General features: G+C 73.0%; 13 protein-coding genes. 9 read left to right on the top strand and 4 right to left on the bottom strand.

Annotated elements, in window-relative coordinates; genetic code table 11:
* Nucleotides 1-12 precede the first annotated feature (12 nt).
* Both ABZ880_RS13095 and ABZ880_RS13090 read left to right on the top strand, forming a co-directional pair.
* Complete coding sequence (locus tag ABZ880_RS13095; RefSeq protein ID WP_361260825.1) at nucleotides 13-1,002, top strand: NAD-dependent epimerase/dehydratase family protein; 990 nt, start codon at nucleotides 13-15, stop codon at nucleotides 1,000-1,002.
* Nucleotides 1,003-1,079: 77 nt separating this feature from the next.
* Nucleotides 1,080-1,385 (top strand): hypothetical protein, encoded by a 306-nt coding sequence (locus ABZ880_RS13090; RefSeq protein ID WP_361260823.1) that lies wholly within the window; start codon nucleotides 1,080-1,082, stop codon nucleotides 1,383-1,385.
* Nucleotides 1,386-1,389: 4 nt separating this feature from the next.
* On the opposite strand, the gene ABZ880_RS13085 is transcribed toward ABZ880_RS13090, so the two are convergent.
* Both ABZ880_RS13085 and ABZ880_RS13080 read right to left on the bottom strand, forming a co-directional pair.
* A complete protein-coding gene (locus ABZ880_RS13085; protein ID WP_361260821.1) occupies nucleotides 1,390-2,502 on the bottom strand; it encodes a HAMP domain-containing sensor histidine kinase in 1,113 nt (370 codons plus the stop codon).
* A gap of 2 nt (nucleotides 2,503-2,504) precedes the next feature.
* Complete coding sequence (locus ABZ880_RS13080; protein ID WP_361260819.1) at nucleotides 2,505-3,215, bottom strand: response regulator transcription factor; 711 nt, start codon at nucleotides 3,213-3,215, stop codon at nucleotides 2,505-2,507.
* Nucleotides 3,216-3,384: 169 nt separating this feature from the next.
* On the opposite strand from ABZ880_RS13080, the gene ABZ880_RS13075 reads away from it, so the two are divergent.
* The 3 genes from ABZ880_RS13075 to ABZ880_RS13065 are packed head-to-tail and all read left to right on the top strand — an operon-like array spanning nucleotide 3,385 to nucleotide 5,536.
* The gene (locus ABZ880_RS13075; RefSeq protein WP_361261083.1) at nucleotides 3,385-4,056 is read left to right on the top strand and encodes a glycosyltransferase family 2 protein; all 672 of its coding nucleotides are present in this window, start codon (nucleotides 3,385-3,387) and stop codon (nucleotides 4,054-4,056) included.
* Complete coding sequence (locus tag ABZ880_RS13070) at nucleotides 3,987-4,664, top strand: DUF2064 domain-containing protein (protein ID WP_361260817.1); 678 nt, start codon at nucleotides 3,987-3,989, stop codon at nucleotides 4,662-4,664. The genes ABZ880_RS13075 and ABZ880_RS13070 overlap by 70 nt, the downstream gene beginning before the upstream one ends.
* Nucleotides 4,661-5,536 carry a class I SAM-dependent methyltransferase gene (locus tag ABZ880_RS13065; protein WP_361260815.1) on the top strand — a complete coding sequence of 292 codons (876 nt, stop codon included), beginning with the start codon at nucleotides 4,661-4,663 and terminating at the stop codon, nucleotides 5,534-5,536. Before ABZ880_RS13070 ends, ABZ880_RS13065 begins: the two co-directional genes overlap by 4 nt.
* 307 nt (nucleotides 5,537-5,843) lie before the next feature.
* On the opposite strand, the gene ABZ880_RS13060 is transcribed toward ABZ880_RS13065, so the two are convergent.
* Nucleotides 5,844-7,082 carry a molybdopterin-dependent oxidoreductase gene (locus ABZ880_RS13060; protein ID WP_361260813.1) on the bottom strand — a complete coding sequence of 413 codons (1,239 nt, stop codon included), beginning with the start codon at nucleotides 7,080-7,082 and terminating at the stop codon, nucleotides 5,844-5,846.
* A 113-nt stretch (nucleotides 7,083-7,195) separates the two neighbouring features.
* Between ABZ880_RS13060 and ABZ880_RS13055 the strand changes: the two genes are divergently transcribed.
* Nucleotides 7,196-8,512 carry a hypothetical protein gene (locus tag ABZ880_RS13055; protein WP_361260810.1) on the top strand — a complete coding sequence of 439 codons (1,317 nt, stop codon included), beginning with the start codon at nucleotides 7,196-7,198 and terminating at the stop codon, nucleotides 8,510-8,512.
* 7 nt (nucleotides 8,513-8,519) lie between these two features.
* Here the strand turns inward: ABZ880_RS13055 and ABZ880_RS13050 are convergent, their stop codons facing one another.
* Nucleotides 8,520-11,360, bottom strand: a complete 2,841-nt coding sequence (locus ABZ880_RS13050; RefSeq protein WP_361260808.1) for a SpoIIE family protein phosphatase — start codon at nucleotides 11,358-11,360, stop codon at nucleotides 8,520-8,522.
* A gap of 213 nt (nucleotides 11,361-11,573) precedes the next feature.
* Between ABZ880_RS13050 and ABZ880_RS13045 the strand changes: the two genes are divergently transcribed.
* The 3 genes from ABZ880_RS13045 to ABZ880_RS13035 all read left to right on the top strand — a co-directional run bounded on the left by ABZ880_RS13045 (nucleotide 11,574) and on the right by ABZ880_RS13035 (nucleotide 19,222).
* A complete protein-coding gene (locus ABZ880_RS13045; protein WP_361260806.1) occupies nucleotides 11,574-13,952 on the top strand; it encodes a beta-galactosidase in 2,379 nt (792 codons plus the stop codon).
* A gap of 1,057 nt (nucleotides 13,953-15,009) precedes the next feature.
* On the top strand, nucleotides 15,010-16,074 hold the full coding sequence (locus ABZ880_RS13040) for a LacI family DNA-binding transcriptional regulator (protein ID WP_361260805.1): 1,065 nt from the start codon (nucleotides 15,010-15,012) through the stop codon (nucleotides 16,072-16,074).
* Between the two features lie 64 nt (nucleotides 16,075-16,138).
* A complete protein-coding gene (locus ABZ880_RS13035; protein WP_361260803.1) occupies nucleotides 16,139-19,222 on the top strand; it encodes a beta-N-acetylglucosaminidase domain-containing protein in 3,084 nt (1,027 codons plus the stop codon).
* The last annotated feature ends 27 nt before the right edge of the window (nucleotides 19,223-19,249 follow it).

Here is a 19,249-nt window from a genome sequence, read left to right as displayed (position 1 = left end):
TAGCGTGGGCGCATGCGCGTACTGGTCACCGGCGGTGCCGGTTTCATCGGATCCCACGTCGTGCGGACGCTTCGGGCCCACGGACACGAGCCCGTGGTGTACGACGTCCGTGCCGACCCCGGCTCGGACGTCCGCAACCCCGCCGCCGTCAGCGGTGCGCTGGCCGGCGTGGACGCCGTGTGCCACCAGGCGGCGATGGTCGGCCTGGGCACCGGCTTCAGGGACGCGCCCGACTACGTCTCCCACAACGACCTGGGCACCGCCGTCCTGCTCACCGCCATGGCCGAGTCGGGCGTACGGCGGCTCGTGCTGGCCGGGTCGATGGTGGTGTACGGGGAGGGCCGGTACGAGTGTGTGCGCCACGGCGTCGTACGACCGGGTCCGCGCGCCGTCGCCGACCTGGACGCCGGCCGCTTCGAGCCGCCGTGCCCGGTGTGCGGCGCACAGCTGTCGCCCGGCCTTGTCGGGGAGGACGCTCCGGTCGATCCGCGCAACGTCTACGCGACGACCAAGCTCACCCAGGAACACCTGGCGGCGGCATGGGCCCGCGCGACGGGCGGCTCGGCGGTGTCGCTGCGCTACCACAACGTGTACGGGCCGGGCATGCCCCGCGACACCCCGTACGCCGGCGTCGCCTCCTTCTTCCGCTCGGCGCTGGCGCGGGGCGAGGCGCCGCGGGTGTTCGAAGACGGCCGTCAGCGCCGGGACTTCGTGCATGTACGGGACGTGGCTGCGGCCAACTTGGCCGCGCTGGAGGCGAGTTCGCGCGAGGGTGCGTTGACCGCGTACAACACCGGCAGCGGTGAACCGCACACGGTCGGCGAGATGGCCGAGGCGCTGGCGGCGGCCCACGGCGGACCCGCACCCGTCGTCACCGGCGAGTACCGCCTGGGCGACGTACGGCACATCACGGCGGACTCCTCCCGGCTGCGGGCGGAACTGGGCTGGAAACCGGAGATCGGCTTCGCGGAGGGGATGCGGGAGTTCACGCGGACGCACTGAGCGTGTCCACGCCTGAACGACGCCGTTGTCGTCGATCATGGCGTCATTCTCAACAAATCAGTTGAAAGGACCGCACAATGCTCCGGCGCACCCCCAAGCCCACCCGCACCCGGATCGCCGTGCTGCTCACCGCACCGGTGCTCGGCGTGGGCCTGCTCGCCCCATCGGCCTTCGCGGACACGGCGCCGCCCGGCGAGAAGGTCGACAGCGCCACCGTCATCGACAGGACCTGCCGGCACGCGAGCGAGGACGCCGAGGACGGCCCGGGTCTGTCCTGCGAGAGGGACATCGCACCGCTCCTCTCGCGCCTCATCGGCCCTGGAAGCGGGCTCACCTGCCGGGAAACGTCCCCGACCGACATCGACTGCCGCCCCGAACAGTGACCGTTCACGCCTCCGCCACCGGCAAGGTCACCTCGAAGCGGCAGCCACCCGGGATGTTGCGGACGGCCGCCCGGCCCTGGTGCGCCTCCACGATCCCCCGCACGATCGCGAGCCCAAGTCCCGCCCCCGCAGGCGGAGTCCGGGCATGCGTACCCCGCCAGCCGGTGTCGAAGACGCGCGGCAGGTCCTCCTCCGGGATGCCTCCGCAGCCGTCCGTCACGGACAGGACGACACCCTCCGGCGAGCGCTCGGCGGCGACGGCGACCGTGCCGTCGGCCGGGGTGCGCCGGATCGCGTTGACCAGCAGGTTGCCCAGGACGCGGCTCATCTCCTTGCCGTCCACCTCCACCGGCACCGGCTCGACGCGGTCGCCGACGAGCCGCACGCCGTGCTCGCGCGCGAGGGCGTCCGCTCCGGACAGGGCGTCACCGACGAGGTCGTACAGCGAGATCCGGCTCGGGCTCAGCGCCAGCGCACCCGCGTGGATGCGGGAGAGCTCGAAGAGGTCGCCGACCATGCCATTGAGGCGCTCGACCTCCGTGCGGATCTGGCGGAGGTAGCGGTCGGGGTCGGTGGCGACGCCGTCCTCCAGGGCCTCGGACATGGCGCGCAGGCCGGCCAGCGGGGTGCGCAGGTCGTGGGAGATCCAGGCGACGAGTTCGCGCCGGGAGGACTCCAGGGCGCGCTCCCGCTCCCGGGACTCGGCGAGCTTGACGCTCGTCGCCTCCAACTCACGGCTGAGCGCGGCGAGTTCGGCGGCCGCCGGGCCCCGTGGTGAGGTGAAGTCGCCGCCGTCGCCGAAGGAGCGGGCTGCGAGCGCGAGGGCCCGGCTGCGGGCGACGACCCACCGGCCCAGCAGCAGGGCGGTGATCAGCGAGACCGCGGCGGCCATCGCGACGACCGTCGTCACCACCTTCAGGTCGTGCGCCGACAGGAACATCGCCCGGGCCACCGCGAGTGTGCCCGCGAGCATGGCGGCGACGCCGACGGCAGCGACTACGGCGAGGTGCAGAGCCAGCGAGCGCCGCCGGATCAGCAGCAGTACACACGCCCCGACCAGCCCGGCCGCTGCGGCACCGAGGAAGGCGAACAGGGCGATGAGGAGGTTGTCGCTCATGCTCACGCCTCCGCTTGCGAGCCGTCGAAGCGATAGCCGACGCCCCACACGGTCTGGATCAGCCGGGGTCTGCCCGGGTCGTCCTCGACCTTCCCCCGCAGGCGCCGCACATGGACGGTGACGGTCGACAGGTCGCCGAAGTCCCAGCCCCACACCTCGCGCATCAGGTCCTCGCGGCTGAAGACCCGGCCAGGATGCCGCAGGAAGAAGGCGAGCAGGTCGAACTCGCGGATGGTGAGGGCCAGTTCGGCCCCGCCTTTGAGGGCGCGGCGGGCCGCCGGATCGACGGAGAGCCCGGCCGCGCGCAGATGGCCGGCCGGCTCGGCCGGGCGGGTGCGGCGCAGTACGGACTCGACGCGCAGGACGAGTTCGCGGGGGCTGAACGGCTTGGTGACGTAGTCGTCGGCGCCGACCTCCAGACCGAGGATCCGGTCGTCCTCGTCACCGCGCGCGGTGAGCATGATGACCGGCACGGGCCCGTGCCCGCGCATCCGCCGGCACACCTCGAGGCCGTCCATGCCGGGCAGCATCAGGTCCAGCACGACGAGGTCGGGCCAGTGCGCGGCCGCCCGGGCGAGCGCGTCGGGGCCGTCGCCGGCCCGGTCGACGACGTATCCGGCCCGGTCGAGGTATCCGGTGACGACCTCGGCGACGGTGGGATCGTCGTCCACGACGAGCACCCGGGCGCCGGTCTGTCCGTGCTGCTGCTCCATGAAGCCAGCCTCGCACCGCGCACGCGCATACGCGGCCCATGGCATCCGACGTCCGTGTTTCGTAAGAAGCCGAAGTCCGATATGCCCCTTTCTCGCTCGTAGGGTGAGTGCCGTGACAACCCCTTCCGACGAAGACGCATCCTGCGAAAAGGACCCGGTCACGGCATCCGTGGACGTCGTGCTCCCCTGTCTCGACGAGGCCGGTGCCCTGCCCTGGGTCCTGGACCGCATCCCGTCCGGCTGGCGCGCGCTCGTGGTCGACAACGGCTCCACGGACGGCTCGGCGGACATCGCCCGGGCCCTCGGCGCGACCGTCGTGCAGGAGGAGCGGCGCGGCTTCGGTGCCGCCTGCCACACGGGCCTGGCCGCCGCCACGGCCGACATCGTCTGCTTCTGCGACTGCGACGCCTCGCTCGACCCCGGCGACCTGGTGCCGTTCGTGCAGCGGATCCTGGCCGGCGAGTCCGACCTGGTGCTGGGCCGGCGGCGCCCGCAGTCCCGCACCGCCTGGCCCGCGCACGCCCGCGCCGGCAACCTCGCGCTCTCCCGTCTGCTCCACCGCCGCACCGGCCTGCGGCTGCGCGACCTCGGCCCCCTGCGCGCCGCCCGCCGCGAGCCGTTGCTCGCCCTCGGCCTCACGGACCGGCGCAGCGGCTACCCCCTGCAGATGGTCGTCCGCGCCGCCGACGCGGGCTGGCGGATCGCCGAGTCCGACGTCCCGTACCGCCCGCGCACCGGCGCCTCCAAGGTGACCGGCACCTGGCGCGGCACATGGCAGGCGGTGCGGGACATGAGCCGCGTACTGGCCGAGCCGCCGGTCCAGGAAGGAGCCCGCCCGTGACCACGACCTTGCTGGTCATCGCGAAGGAGCCGCGGCCCGGGCGGGTCAAGACCCGGCTGACGCCGCCGTTCACGCCCGAGGAGGCCGCCGAGTTGGCGGCGGCCTCCCTCGCGGACACCCTGGACACGGTCGCGCGCACCCCGGCCGGCCGCCGGGTCCTGGTCCTGGAGGGCGAGCCGGGCGACTGGCTGCCGCCCGGTTTCGAGGTCGTACGGCAGTGCGCGGGCGGCCTGGACGAACGGCTGGCCGCCGCCTTCGCGCACTGCGACGGCCCGGCCCTCCTCATCGGCATGGACACCCCCCAGGTCACCCCCGACCTCCTCACCGTCGACTTCACCGACTGCGACGCGTACTTCGGCCCCGCGGAGGACGGCGGCTTCTGGGCGCTGGGCCTGGCGGCCCCGGACCCCGGGCTGTTGCGCGGCGTCCCGATGTCGACACCCCACACGGGCGCCGCCCAGCGCGCCCGGCTGACCGGACTACGGGTACGTGACCTGCCGCCACTGCGGGACGTCGACACGGCGTACGACGCCGAACTGGTCGCGAAGGCGGCACCGGGAGGCCGCTTCGCGACCGAGCTGGACCGACTCGCGGAGGCACGCCGATGAGCGGCACCACTGAGGTGGCGGCGCGGATCGGACGACAGCCGGGTACTCCGTCGGACAACGGCACCTGGTCCGCGGACCCCTACACCCGCGCCCTGCACACCGGCCGGGGCCCCCTGTTCCTGCGCCGCACCGACGGCTGGCTGCTACCACTGGAGATCGAGCGCTGGTGTGCCGAGGCAGACACTGCCGACCTCGAGGTACTGCGCCGCTGCGAGGGCCCGGTACTGGACGTCGGCTGCGGCCCCGGCCGCCTGGTCGCCGCCCTGAGCAGGTCGCCCTCAAGGGGCGCGGGGCTGTGTTCGACATGCGGCTGCCGCCGCGGGGGCGCGACCAGCCACGACGGCGCAGCAGACGACCGACGGCATCTCGCGGACCTGGGTATCGACGTCAGCGAAGCTGCCGTCACCCGCACCATCGCCCTCGGCGGCCACGCCCTGCTCCGCTCCGTCTTCGAACCGCTTCCCGCCGAAGGCAGCTGGGGCACCGCCCTCCTGATCGACGGCAACATCGGCATCGGCGGCGACCCGCAGACTCTGCTCGCCAGGATTTCCCAACTCCTCGCCCCCGGTGGCCTGTTGATCGCCGAGACCGCCCCCGAGCCGGACATCGACGAGCGGGTCCAGGTGCACGTCACCGACGCACGAGGGGCCCAGGGCAGCCCGTTTCCCTGGGCCCGGCTCGGCACATCCGCCCTGCTGCGGCACGCGCACCGCTGGCGTGCCGTCGATCAGTGGACGTCCGGCGGCCGCTGCTTCGTCGCCCTGCGCAGCCGTAGCACGAACAGCACCGCCGAGCCGCCGAACAGTGCGGCGGTCACGAGCAGCCAGCGGGTGAGGAAGCCGTCCGCGGACAGGGCGGTGGCGGAGGCGTAACGCCTCGTCACCTGCCCGCTGATCAGCGGGAACCAGACCAGCAGAAGCAGCAACGACAGCGCGGCCGGGACGCGGACGTACCCCACGTACGCCCGCCGCGTGCCGGCCGCCTTCACGAGCAGGCGGTCCGCCGCCGCGTAGAGCGGCAGCAGCACCAGGTCGTGGAGGAGCGCCGCCCCGACGATCCACAGGGCGACGCCGAACCAGTCGTCCGCCAGCAACCGCACACCGGCATAGGCGGCGAGCGCGAACGAGCAGACGAGCAGCAGGAGTTGAAGCGGGCTGCCGATCACGATCCGGGTCCGCATCACAGGTCTCCGAACGTCATCCGGGCCACCCACTTGGTGTTGAGCACACCGGGTGCCGCGGGCACGATGACCCGGGCCGGGTGGCCGTGGTCGGGGGTCAGGTCCTCGCCGTTGACGAAGAGCGCGAGCAGGGAGCGCGGGTCGGCGACCTGGTTGGCGCGCAGGGCGGCCCGGCGGAAGGCGCCGTGGCGTTGCAGCGACTCGACGAAGAGGTCCGGCGGATCGCCGTCGTACCCGACGAGGGCCGCGAGGTCCCGCAGCCGTACGCCTCTCCACCACTGGTCGGAGGTCGACCAGCCCTCGACGCAGGCGATGGGCAACGCCGAGCTGTGCAGGGGCAGCCGAAGCAGCTCGGCCCGGCTCAGCCGTACGGTCCCGCCCCGTCCCTTCACGACCAGCCGCCAAGCCTCCTCCCCGGTCTCGGCCGGCCGGATCCCGGCGTACGCGGCGGTCTTGTTGACCTGGAAGCCGCCGGGACCGTTTCCGGGGTCGCGACGGCCGTGCGGGGCGAGAAGCGCCGTCCGGCGCAGCCCGTCGAAGTCCTGCCCGACGGTCGTGCCGAACAGCAGCAGCGAGCCGCCCCCGACCAGCCCGAGGGCGCCGCGCCGGGAAACGGTGGGCGGATCGGGGTCCGGAGCCACCAACTCACTTGGCTCCTCCCGAAGTTGAGTGGGCCTGCGCATATGACGCAGATTGCGCAGGGCCATGGGTGTCTTCAGCACCGCGTGCGCGACGAAGGCGGCGAAGAACACCCAGGCGCCGTAGAAGTGCAGCGGGTAGAAGGAGCCCGGGAAGACATAGTCGAGCTGGACGTTCAGGATGCCGGTGACGAACTCGAACAGGCCGCCGCCGACCAGCAGCAGGAGCGAGATCCGCTCCAGGGCGTGAGCGAGGGAGCGGGCGGGCGGAAGGGTGAAGAGCTTCGGCACGACCGACCACAGCTTGGCCAGCAGGACGGGCACGAGCGTGATCCCGAGCGTGACGTGGGTGCCCTGGGTGAGCCGGTACAGCCAGTGCGGGTCGGTGGGCCAGGCGAAGAGGTAGAAGCCGAGGACGCCCTTGTCCGGGGTCTTGTCGTTGACCGGCGACAGGTCCGGGTTGTAGGCGGCGTACGACAGCAGTCCCGTCACGAACAGCACGGTGATCCCACCGAGCAGGACGACACCGAGCACCGAGGTGAACCAGGGACCGCGCAGCGGGCTGCGCCAGAAGGAGGGTGAGAAAGGGGTCCGTCGCATGCCCCGACCGTAGGTCCGAACCGCCCCGGGAACGGGCCTGCGAACCATGACGAAACTCTGACGTCTTCGCATGTCAGCCGTCCGGGCCAGGCCTGGCGGCCTAGCGTTTCCACGTGAACCGCGACCTCCTGCGTGACCTGTACGCGGCCGCGGCCGCCGCGCTGCTCGTCGTGGCGGCCGTTCTGATCGGCACCGGCATCGAGCACCGCGACGGCACCCTGCGCGTGAGCTGGCCTCCACTGCTGGCGACTTGGGACCCGCACATCGGCCCGGGCACTCCCGCCGCGATCACCGTCGCGGCCGCCGTGGTGGCCTACGGCCCGGCCCTCGCCGCCCGCCTGCCCTGGCGCCCCCTGCTGCTCGCGGCCTGGGCCACGGCACTGGCCTGGACATGGTCCCTCGCCCTGGTCGACGGCTGGTACCGGGGCGTCGCCGAGCAGCTGACGACCCGCAACGAGTACCTCCAGGTCATCGACCGCTTCCACGACATCCCCGGCACCCTGCGGGACTTCACCCACCACATCCTGATCGACTCCCCCGCCAACTGGCCCGCGCACGTCGCCGGCCACCCCCCGGGCGCCACCCTCACCTTCGTCCTCCTCGACCGGATCGGACTGACCGGCGGCGGCTGGGCGGGCGCCTTCGTCATCACCGTCGGCACCACGGCGACGGTCGCGGTCCTGGTCGCCGTACGCACACTCACCGACGAGCACCTGGCCCGCCGCGCAGCCCCCTTCCTTGCCCTGGCTCCGGCGGCGGTGTGGGTGGGAACCTCGGCCGACGGCTACTTCGCCGCGGTCGCCGCCTGGGCGGTGACACTGCTCGCCCTGGCGGTGACGGGCCACCACCCGCGACGGACCGGCTTCGCCGCGGGCCTCCTCTTCGGCCTGACCGCCTATCTCTCCTACGGCCTCACCCTCTTCGCCCTGATCGCCGCCACCGTCCTCCTGCTGGGCACCCGCCGCGCCCCTCCCCTGCCCTTCCTTCTCGCCGGACTCGCCGTGGTCCCGGCCGCGTTCACCGCTCTGGGCTTCAACTGGTGGGAGGCGTACCGCCTGTTGGTCACCCGCTACTACCAGGGCGCGGGCGGCGTCCGGCCCTACGGCTACTGGGTGTGGGCGAACCTGGCGTGCACGGTGTTCATCGTCGGCCCGGCGACGGCGGCAGGCCTGCGCCGCACCGGCACCACCCTCGCGAACCGCGCCCAGGCACCCGCCTTCCGCCTCGCCGTCCTCGTCACCGCCGCCCTGCTCGCCCTGCTCGTCGCGGACGCGTCCGGCATGAGCAAGGCGGAGACGGAACGCATCTGGCTCCCGTTCGCGATGTGGCTCCTGCCGAGCTGCGCGTTCCTGACGGGGGCGCGCGGCTGGCTGGCAGCACAGGCCGCACTTGCGCTGCTGGTCAACCACCTGTTGCTGACGGGCTGGTGACGGGCGTTCAGGAACTCGACGGAAGCGGCTGCTCCGTCCAGATCACCTTCCCGTACGGCGTGTACCGCGTCCCCCAGCGCTCGGTGAGCTGGGCGACCAGGAACAGGCCGCGGCCGCCCTCGTCCTCCGTACGGGCCCGGCGCAGGCGGGGGGAGGTGCTGCTGCCGTCGGAGACCTCGCAGATCAGGGCGCGGTCGCGCAGGAGGCGCAGCTGGACGGGTCCGGTGGCGTGGCGGATGGCGTTGGTGACGAGTTCGCTGGCGATCAGTTCGGTGGTGAAGGCGAGGCCGTCCAGGCCCCAGGCGGACAGTTGCCGGGTGACCGCGGTGCGGGCCCGGGAGACGACCGCCGGGTCGCTGGGCAGATCCCACTGGGCGACCCGTTCCGGGCCGAGGACATGCGTACGGGCGACAAGCAGGGCCACGTCGTCGCCGGGCCGGGACGGCAGCAGCGCGTCGAGGACCGCCTCGCAGGTGTCCTCGGGCGGGCGGCCGGGCACGGCGAGGACGGTGCGGAGGCGGTCCAGGCCGGAGTCGATGTCGCGCAGCCGGTCCTCGACCAACCCGTCGGTGTAGAGCACCAGCTGGCTGCCCTCGGCCAGTTCCAGCTCCACGGTCTCGAAGGGCACTCCGCCGAGGCCGAGGGGCGGCCCGGAGGGCAGGTCGACGAACTCGACGGTGCCGTCCGGCGCGACGACCGCGGGCAGGGGGTGCCCGGCGCGGGTGAGGGTGCAGCGCCGGGACACCGGATCGTAGACGGCGTAGAGGCAGGTCGCCCCGACTATGCCGGAGTCGGCCTGGGTGCTCTCCACCGCCCAGCCCTCGCCCCGGTCGAGCCGTCCGACCAGGTCGTCGAGGTGGGTGAGGAGGTCGTCCGGAGGGAGGTCCAGGGAGCAGAAGTTGTGGACCGCGGTGCGCAGGCGGCCCATGGTCGCGGCCGCGTGCAGGCCGTGGCCCACGACGTCGCCGACGACCAGCGCGACCCGGGCGCCGGACAGCGGGATCACGTCGAACCAGTCACCGCCGACGCCCGCCTGCGCGGGCAGATAGCGGTAGGCGACCTCGACGGCGCTCTGCTCGGGGCGGCCCTTGGGCAGCAGGCTGCGCTGCAGGGCGAGGGCGGTGTTGTGCTCGCGGGTGTAGCGGCGGGCGTTGTCGATGCAGATCGCCGCGCGGCCGACCAGCTCCTGGGCGAGGGAGAGATCGTCGTCCTCGAAGGCGGCGGGCCGTTCGGAGCGGTAGAAACTGACCACGCCGAGCGTGGTGCCGCGGGCCCGCAGCGGCACGGTGATCAGGGAGTGGACGCCCGCCGCGAGCACCCGTTCCATCCGCTCGGGGTCCTGCGCGATCCAGCCGCCCGCCTCGGCCAGGACGGGTTCCATGACCGACTGCGTGATCTCCAGGCTGCGCGCCTGCGGCGTGGACGGCACGTACTCGACGGTGTCGCCGACGTCGTACAGATTGGCGGGCTGCTTGCGTACGGCACGGATGGCCACCCGCCGCAGCGCGGACCCGCCGCCCAGCGTCTGCGGCTCCTCGCCGCGCAGCACCGCGTCCGGCAGGTCCACGGCGGCGAAGTCGGCGAACCGCGGCACGGCCACCTCGGCCAGCTCCTCCGCGGTGCGGGTGACGTCCAGCGTGGTCCCGATCCGCACCCCGGCGTCGTGCAGCAACTCCAGCCGCCTGCGCGCGAGTACGGCCAGCCGGCCCACCCCGGGCTCCCCGACGAGCAGCAGCCGGCTCTCGGCGCCGCCGAGGATGTCGCCGACGGTCTCGGCGGACTGCGGCGCCGGCAGCGGAGAGGGGGGAGGCGGCGGCGGTACGACGGTTCGTACGACGACCGGCGGTGTGGTGGTCGGGGTCGCGGGGGCTGCGGGGGTCGTGGGTGCTGCCGGGGTCGCCACCGGCACCGGCCCGGCGACCGGTGGCGACGTCCTCAGCTGGAGGCCGCTGAGCCGTGGCCCGCCGAGAATGCGTGCCTCGACCGCAGCGCCCGTCTCCCCCGCCGCGCCCATGACCTGACGGCGCAGCAGCGTGGCGATGCGGCCGCCGGACAGCGCGACCTCGTCGAGGGTGCGGTTCGGGGAGGCGATGAGCTCCTCGGCGCGCTCGCGCAGCACCGCCAGGTCGATCCGGCCGAGCTCGTCGCCGTCGCGCCCGTCGCCGTGACCCGGCGCCGGACGGCCGGACCGCCGGTACGCGGCGAGCAGTGCCTGCTCCCGCTGCGTGGCCTGGTCCAGCAGCCGGGCCTCGATGCTCCGTGCGGCCTCCCGGACCAGGCGCAGCATGGTGAGGTCGCCGTCGTCACGCAGACAGGTGAGGTCGAGCACGGCCTCGATGCGTCCGCTGAGGGGGTCGCGGACGGGGGCGCCCGCGCAGGCGAACGGCTGCAGGCAGTCGGCGAAGTGCTCACGCCCGACCACATAGATGGGGCCGCGCTCGGCGAGCGCGGTGCCCACGCCGTTGGTGCCGACCACCGGTTCGGAGGCGTCGTAGCCCGGGGCGAAGTTCACCTCGTCGAGCCGGTGGCGCAACTGCGGGTCGCCGCCGAGCCGCTGCACCATGCGCCCCTGTGCGTCGCACAGCGCGATCGCCATTCCCACCTCGGCCAGCGAGGCGGTCAGCCGCTGGAGCACCGGATCGGCCGCGCGCAGGAACCGTTCGTCCAGGGTCAGGTCCGGCGCGTAGGGGACCAGCAGCTGATGCGGTTCGAGCCCCGCGGAGCGACAGCGTTTCCAGGACTCCAGCACCGAGCCCCGGACGTCCGCCTCGACTCGCGCACCGGCCAGAAAACGTTCATGGGCATCGACGAGCCCGCCGATGTCGTCCCAGGCGACGGACAAGGACATCACTTCCCTCACCCGGAGGGGAGCCTCCAGGCGGTTTCACCCTAGACCCGCTGTGACCCACACCACAACATCGAACACTTGTGGGGCGCCGTCCCGTCGCGGCCGCCGCGCCGGCCCCCGCTCCGCGCCCGTCGCACGGCCCTTCCCAAAGATCCCGGCAAGGATCTATGTTACCGGTAACATCGCATCCCTCGGCCGCCCGGAGAAGCCCTGATGACCCGACCGCACCACCTGCGCGTCCCCGTCCCCTCCGCACCCCCGCTGACCGGCCATCTCCCCTTCGCCGACGCCCCCGGCGTCCCCGACCCGATCGAGGTGACGAGCCGCTGGCTGACCCGCGGCGGCCGCCCCTGGTTCCCGGTCTCCGGCGAGTTCCACTACTCCCGCCATCCGGCCGCCGCATGGTCGGAGGAGCTGCTGAAGATGAAGGCGGCCGGGGTGACGGCGGTCGCGAGCTATGTCATCTGGATCCACCACGAGGAGGCCGAGGGCCGCATCCGCTTCGACGGCGACCGCGCCCTGCGCCGCTTCGCCGAGCTGTGCGCCCGCCACGGCCTGGACTTCATCCCCCGCATCGGCCCCTGGTCGCACGCGGAGGTCAGGAACGGCGGCCTCCCCGACTGGCTGCTCGCCCGCGACTGCACACCCCGCACCGACGACCCCGGCTACCTGGAGCCCGTACGCACCTGGTTCGCGGCGATCGCCGAGCAGCTGCGCGGCCTCGACCGGGCGCACGGCGGCCCGATCGTCGCCGTCCAGATCGAGAACGAGCTCTACGACCAGCCCGGCCACCTGCTCACCCTGAAGCGCATGGCCCAGGCGGCCGGCCTGAGCGCGCCCCTGTGGACGTCGACGGCCTGGGGCGGAGTCCGGCTCCCGCCCGACGAACTGCTTCCGCTCTACGGCGGCTACACCGAGACCTTCTGGACCGAGGCGGACGGCGGCTGGCCCGACACCTGCCGCAAGCACTTCTTCTTCACCCACCAGCGCGACGACGAGGGCATCGGTGCGGACCTGCGCCCGACCACCGTCCGGGGCGGCGACCCGGACGCCTTCGCCGACCGATTCCCTTGGGCCACCTGCGAGTTGGGCGGCGGCATGGCGGTCTCCTACCACCGCAGGCCACGCGTGGACGCCGCCGACATCGGGGCGCTGGGCCTCACGAAGATCGGCTGCGGCTCGGTGTGGCAGGGCTACTACATGTTCCACGGCGGCACGAACCCGCGCGGCGAGCTGACCACCCTCCAGGAGTCCCACGCCACCGGCTACCCGAACGACCTGCCGATCCTGACGTACGACTTCCAGGCACCGCTCGGCGAGCACGGCCAGTACCGGCCCTCGTACCACGAACTCCGACTGCAGCACCTGCTGTTGGCGGAGTACGGCCATCGGATCGCGCCCATGGAGTCGGTCCTGCCGGAGCGTCGGCCGACCGGGCAGGACGACCGCGACACCCTGCGCTGGGCCGTGCGCGCCGACGCCACCTCGGGCTTCCTGTTCGTCAACAACCACCAGCCCCACGAGCCGCTGCCGGACCACCCGGACACGTCCTTCACCGTCGAACTCCCGGGCGTGGACCGGGCGTTGACGCTGCCGAGCACGCCGGTCACCGTCCCGCAGGGCGCCTACTTCTGCTGGCCGCTGCGGCTCGATGTCGCGGGTCTGCGGCTGGAGTGGGCCACCGCGCAGCCCGTGTGCACCGTGGATGTCGACGGCCGTACGGTCCTGGTACTGGCCGCCACCGACGGCATCGCTCCCGAACTCGCCCTGGACGCCGACACGTTGACGTCCGTGACCGCGCCCTCCGGAGCCGTCGCCCATGTCGACGGACGGGTCCTGGTCACCGGCCTGCGCCCCGGCACCGACGCACTGGTGGAGGTGGACACGGCGGACGGCGGGCGGGCCGGGCTGCTGGTGCTGGACGCGGCTACGGCTCGGACCCTGTACCGGGGCACGGCGTGGGGCGCCGAGCGGCTGGTGCTGTGCGCGGACGGTGTGGTCTTCGACGAGGAGGCGGACGAGGTGCGGGTGCACAGCCGCGCCGACCGGCCGTCGTTCGCGGTGCTGCCCGCTCCGGAGCGGGTGCCGGTGGTGGCCGGGGCGACGGCGGTGCGGGAGGCGGCCGACGGGGCGTTCACGCGCTACCTGGTGGAAGCCGGCGAGGCCCACGAAGTCCCGGAGGTGTCCGTCACCCTGACCCGGCCGGCCGGCGCACCGCCCGCGACCGCGACGGGCGTACTGGACCGGGCGAGCACCCCTGCGGACAAGTACTTCGACACGACGGCGGCGGAGTACCGCGTGGACGTACCGGAGGATCTCCCGCCGGGCACGCTCCTGCGGATCCGCTGGACCGGCGACGTGGCCCGCGCCTACACGGGAGACACCCTGGTCGCCGACCAGTTCCACTCGGGGCGGACCTGGGACATCGGCATCGACCGACTGCCCCCCGGCCCACTGCACCTGCGGGTACTCCCACTCGCCACCGACGCTCCGGTGTACGTGCCGGAGGGGGCGCGCGGGGGTACGGGGACGGCCGCGGTCGTGGGGGCCGAGTGGGTTGCCGTACGGACGTGGGCGGCGCGGGAGGACTGAATCGCGGGCCGCGGGCGTGCGGCCGGCGGGTCGCCGTGCAGACATGGCCGGTACGGGCGGACAGAGGCACCGGCCACGGGCGCGGGGCTGGCGGGTCGCCGCACGGACCTGGCCGGTACGGGCGGGCAGAGGCGCCAGCCGCGGGCGCGGGGCCGGTGGGGCGCCGCACGGACCTGGCCGGTACGGGCGGACAGAGGCACCGGCCACGGGCGCGGGGCTGGCGGGGCGCCGTGCAGACGTGGGCGGTACGGGAGGGCTGAGGCGCGGGCGGCGGGCGCGGGGCCGGTGGGGCGCCGCACGGACCTGGGCGGCGCGGGACAGCAGAGACACCGGCCCGAGCGCGGGCCGAGTAGGTCGTCGTGCAGACGTGGGCGGTACGGGAGGGCAGAGGCACCGGCCACAGGCCTGCGACCGGTGGGCGGCCAGACGGACGTAAGTAGCGCGGCAGGGCTGAGGCACCGGCCACGGGCGCGGGGCCGGTGGGGCGCCGCACGGACCTGGGCGGCGCGGGACAGCAGAGACACCGGCCGCGACGTGGGCGGTACGGAGGGCTGAGGCGCCGGCCTCGGGCGCGGCGGCCGAGCAGGTCAGCGTGCAGACGTAGGAGGTATGGGAGGGCTGAGGCACCAACCAGGGGCACGCGGCCCAGAGGGTCGCCGCACGGAAATGGCCGGTGCGGGAGGGCGGCGACCGCGGGCGGGGCGACGGCCCGGCACTCGACTCCCGGCCCACGGCCTACGGCCTACGGCTCCCAGCTTCCCGTCCACGGCCCCACAGCCCGCAGCCACAGCCCCACGACCCACAGCCCACAGCCCCACGGCCCAGAGCCCCACGGTCCACGGCCCACGGTCCCAGCCCCACGGCCCACAGCCCAGGACCCCCGGCTCCCGGCCCCCGGCTCCCGGCTCCCGGCTCCCGGCTCCCGGCTCCCGGCTCCCGGCTCCCGGCTCCCGGCTCCCGGCCTATGCTGTGGGCCCCGCCCGCCGAACACGATCCGCCGCTCACGACCCACTGATACACGTTCCACCGATCACGATCCGCCGAGGAAACCGCCGCCATGACCCCCAGCTCCGCCGACGGCCCCGCCCCCAAGGCGCGTCGGCGGCGGAACTTCGCCGGGGCGCGGCCCGTGATGGATGACGTGGCCCGGCTGGCCGGTGTCTCGAAGCAGACCGTCTCCCGGGTGCTGAACGACCATCCGTCCGTGCGGCCCGAGACGCGGGAGGCGGTCACGGCGGCCATGAGCTCCCTCGGTTACCGGCCCAGCCGCAGCGCGCGCTCGCTGGCCAGCGGCCGTACCCGGATGCTCGGCGTCATCTCCTTCGACGCCGCGCGCTACGGGCCCGCCTCCGTCCTCACGGCGATCAACACCGCGGCGCAGGACGCCGGTTACCTGGTGAGCTCCATCGCCCTGGACACGGCCGACCGGGAGACGGTCGTCCGGGCCGTGGACCGCCTGTCGGCCGAGGGCGCGGACGGCGTCATCGCGATCGCCCCGCAGCGGTGGGTGGGCCGGGCGCTCGCGGAGGCCGGGCTGGACACCCCGCTGGTGATCCTGGAGAACGACGTCGAGGGCGGCGCCTCGGTCGTCACCGCCGACTCGCGCACCGGCGCCCGCAAGGCCACCGAGCACCTGCTCGGCCTCGGCCACCGCACCGTCCACCACATCGCGGGCCCGCGCGGCTGGACCTCCGCCGACCAACGCGTGGCGAGCTGGCGCGAGACCCTGACGAGGGCGGGCGCCGAAATCCCCGAGCCCCTCTTCGGCGACTGGAGCGCGGACTCCGGTCACGAACTCGGCCGCCGGCTCGCCGAACGCCCCGACGTCACGGCGGTGTTCGCCTCCAACGACCAGATGGCACTGGGCGTCCTGCATGCCCTCCACGAGGCCGGCCGCTCCGTCCCCGGCGACGTCAGCGTGGTCGGCTACGACGACATCCCCGAGGCCGCGTACCTGCTGCCACCGCTCTCCACGGTCCGCACGGACTTCACCGAGATCGGCACCCGCTCCCTGCGCCTCCTGCTGAACCGCGTGGAGGGCGACACCGAGCCGGTACCCGTCGAGCCGCTCGTCCCGGTGGAACTGGTCGTGCGCCGCAGTAGCGGCCCTGCGCCCCATTGAATGCTCCATTCAGCATCTCTAGCATCACTTGGTGGATGCATTCACCCATGGCTCAGGAGAATCCATGTTCCCTGCCAGACGTCCATGGCGTCTCACGGCGGCCGCGCTGCTGCTGACCGCCGGTCTCACCGTCCCGACGATCTCGACGGCGGACGCCGCCCCCACCCCGCTGCCCCAGATATGGCCGACTCCGCGGCAGATCGATGCGAAGAGGGGCCAACTCCCCGTTCCCGAACGGATCGTGGAGATCGTCGGCCCGAAGACCGACCCCGCCGCCCGCCGCCTCGTCGAGTCCGTCCTGCGTGACGCCGGAGCCAGACGGATCACGACGGTGAACGCCGACGACAGCCCCCCATCGGCCGGCCTCACGGTCTACCTGGGCGGCCCCTCCGAAAACCCGGCCACCGCAAGGGCGTTGAAGCATTTGCACGCCAAGTCCCCGACCGGCCTGCCCTCCGGCGGCTACACCCTCGCCTCGGGCCGCAGCAACGGCCGCGCCCTCCTCGCCCTGTCCGGCGTCGACACCACGGGCACCTTCTACGCCGCCCAGACTCTGCGCCAACTGGTCACGGAAAAACACGAGTTGCCGACATCGACCGTACGGGACTGGCCGACCGCGGCCCTGCGCGGAGTGGTCGAGGGCTTCTACGGCACCCCCTGGACCCACGCCGAACGCCTCAACCAGCTTGATTTCTACGGCCGTACAAAACAGAACGTCTACGTCTACTCCCCCAAGGACGACGCCTACCTCCGCGCCCAGTGGCGCGACGAATACCCGCCCGCGGAACTCGCGAAGCTCAAGGAACTGGTCGACCGCGCAGACGCCAACCACGTCCGCTTCACCTACGCCCTCTCCCCCGGCCTGTCGGTCTGCTACTCCTCCGAGTCCGACATCGCCGCCCTCACCCGCAAGTTCGACTCGCTCTACGACATCGGCGTGCGGTCGTTCGCGATCCCGCTGGACGACATCAGCTACACGAAGTGGAACTGCGACTCCGACGAGAAGGAGTTCGGCACCGGCGGAGGAGCGGCGGGCGCGGCCCAGGCGCATCTGCTCAACCGGGTCTGGCAGGACTTCTCCGCCCGCCACACGGGCCTGCAGCCCCTGGAGATGGTCCCCACCGAGTACTCCGACCTCGCCGACTCCCCGTACAAGAAGGCCCTGCGCGAGCAGCTCGACCCGTCCGTGGTCGTGGAGTGGACCGGCGTCGGCGTGATCGCGCCGACCATCACCACCGAGCAGCTGAAGCAGGCCCGCGCGGTGTACGGCCACCCGATCCTGGTCTGGGACAACTACCCGGTGAACGACTACGTCACGAGCCGTCTCCTCCTCGGTCCGTACACCGGCCGCGAACCGGGCGTCGCGAGCGAGGCGGTCGGCGTGACCGTCAATCCGATGATCCAGGGCGAGGCCAGCCGCATCGCCCTGTTCACCTCGGCCGCCTACCTCTGGAACCCGGACGCCTACAACCCGCGCACCGCCTTCCCGGCCGCCGTCCGCGACCTCGCCGGACCCCAGGCGGCGAAGTGGCTGCGCATCTTCGCCGAGAACAACTACTCGTCCCAGCTGGACGCGACCGAATCCCCCACGCTCACAAAGCTCATCGCGGCCTTCCGCAAGGCATACGACGACAACAGCGGCCTCGGCCAGGCATCCGCGGCACTCTCCTCGTACTTCGCCGACATGGCGGCCACGCCCGCCGAGTTGCGCGCCCACCTCTCCAACTCCGCCTTCCTGGACGAGACTTCGGCCTGGCTGGACAAGCTCGGCCGCTACGGCACCGCGGGACAGACGGCCGTGGACCTGTTGCTGGCGAGCAAGAAGGGCGACACCGAAGCCGTCTCGACGTACTGGAACCGCCTCAAGTCCGAGCGCAAGGAGCTCGACGCGATACCGCAGCAGGTCTCGCCGGGTGTGATGGACCAGTTCCTCTACCGGACGATGCTGGATTCGGCCCCCGACCCGGGCGTCGACGCCTCCTTCGCCCCGGGCTCCCTCAGCCTGAAGCCGGGCGCGACCGAGACCCTCACCCTCGGCCTCTCCGACCGGCGCTCCACCGCCGCCCGCACGGTCTCCTGGAAGCTCGACGTGTCCGACGGCGTCACCGCCTCGCCCACCGGGGGCACGGTCACCGTCCCGGCGGGCGGCAGCGCCTCGGCCACCGTCGAGGTCACCGCCGGGACGACACAGGGCGTCCATTCCCTCGTCGTGTCCGGCACCGGCATCCTCTCCCGGGCGCTCCCGGTCCGGGTCACCGACGGCACGAACACGTCCAGGGCACTGACCGCCAACTTCAGCGGCGCATCGGTCAGTTCGATCGACCTGGCCTCCGGCGAGAGCACCGCCATCACGGTCGGCGCCAACCCGGGCGAGGTGGTCGCCAGCTCCGACGGCCGCACCGCGTACGCCGCCGACCAGGGCTCCAACACGGTCAGCGTGATCGACGTGGCCGCCGGCAAGGTGACCGCCACGGTCCCCGTGGGCCGCGTCCCGGCCGGACTGGCCCTCACGCCGGACGGCCGTACGCTCTGGGTCGCCAACTACACGGACGGCACGGTCCAGCCGATCGACACGGGCACCTTGAAAACGGGCACACCCGTGACCGTCGGATCCGGCCCCGAGAACATGGCGATCACACCCGACGGCAAGACGCTCTACGTGGCGAACATCCACGACAACACGGTCTCGCCGGTCGACCTCACCACCGCAAAGGCCGAGACCGCGGTCCCGGTCGGCCCCAACCCCTTCAACGTCGTCGCCGCCCCAGACGGCAAGAGGGTGTACGTCTCCAACTCCGGCGGCTCGACGGTCACCCCGATCGACACGGCAACGAACGACACCGAACCAACACTGCTCGTCACAGGCCAGGCCTACGGCCTGGCCCTCTCACCGGACGGCCGCACCCTGTGGGTGAGCCCGAGCAACGGCGACACGGTCACACCGGTGGACACGGTGACCGGCGCACCCGCCAAGACCATCACGGTCGGCAAGTCGGCCTTCGACGTAACCCTGAACTGGAACGGCACCAAGGCCTACGTCACAACGGCCGACGCAAACGCCCTGGTACCGATCGACGTGGCATCGGAGACAGCAGAGGCACCCCTCACCACCGGCGCCTATCCACTAGCGGTGGCCACAACGCCCTAAGGGGCGCGGGGCTGTATCGATTTGCGG

The sequence above is a fragment of the Streptomyces sp. NPDC047043 genome (assembly GCF_040644055.1).
Taxonomy (GTDB): domain Bacteria; phylum Actinomycetota; class Actinomycetes; order Streptomycetales; family Streptomycetaceae; genus Streptomyces.
The sequence above is the reverse complement of the archived record's forward strand: the minus strand, read 5'-3'. Positions and strand labels throughout refer to the sequence as shown.

Excerpts from the sequence above, each read along its gene's own strand:
- ABZ880_RS13090 (WP_361260823.1), top strand. The coding sequence starts at position 1,080 with ATGCTCCGGCGCACCCCCAAGCCCACCCGCACCCGGATCGCCGTGCTG.
- ABZ880_RS13040 (WP_361260805.1), top strand. The coding sequence starts at position 15,010 with ATGACCCCCAGCTCCGCCGACGGCCCCGCCCCCAAGGCGCGTCGGCGG.
- ABZ880_RS13060 (WP_361260813.1), bottom strand. The coding sequence starts at position 7,082 with ATGCGACGGACCCCTTTCTCACCCTCCTTCTGGCGCAGCCCGCTGCGC.
- ABZ880_RS13070 (WP_361260817.1), top strand. The coding sequence starts at position 3,987 with ATGGCAGGCGGTGCGGGACATGAGCCGCGTACTGGCCGAGCCGCCGGT.
- ABZ880_RS13045 (WP_361260806.1), top strand. The coding sequence starts at position 11,574 with ATGACCCGACCGCACCACCTGCGCGTCCCCGTCCCCTCCGCACCCCCG.
- ABZ880_RS13050 (WP_361260808.1), bottom strand. The coding sequence starts at position 11,360 with ATGTCCTTGTCCGTCGCCTGGGACGACATCGGCGGGCTCGTCGATGCC.
- ABZ880_RS13095 (WP_361260825.1), top strand. The coding sequence starts at position 13 with ATGCGCGTACTGGTCACCGGCGGTGCCGGTTTCATCGGATCCCACGTC.
- ABZ880_RS13080 (WP_361260819.1), bottom strand. The coding sequence starts at position 3,215 with ATGGAGCAGCAGCACGGACAGACCGGCGCCCGGGTGCTCGTCGTGGAC.
- ABZ880_RS13085 (WP_361260821.1), bottom strand. The coding sequence starts at position 2,502 with ATGAGCGACAACCTCCTCATCGCCCTGTTCGCCTTCCTCGGTGCCGCA.
- ABZ880_RS13035 (WP_361260803.1), top strand. The coding sequence starts at position 16,139 with ATGTTCCCTGCCAGACGTCCATGGCGTCTCACGGCGGCCGCGCTGCTG.
- ABZ880_RS13065 (WP_361260815.1), top strand. The coding sequence starts at position 4,661 with ATGAGCGGCACCACTGAGGTGGCGGCGCGGATCGGACGACAGCCGGGT.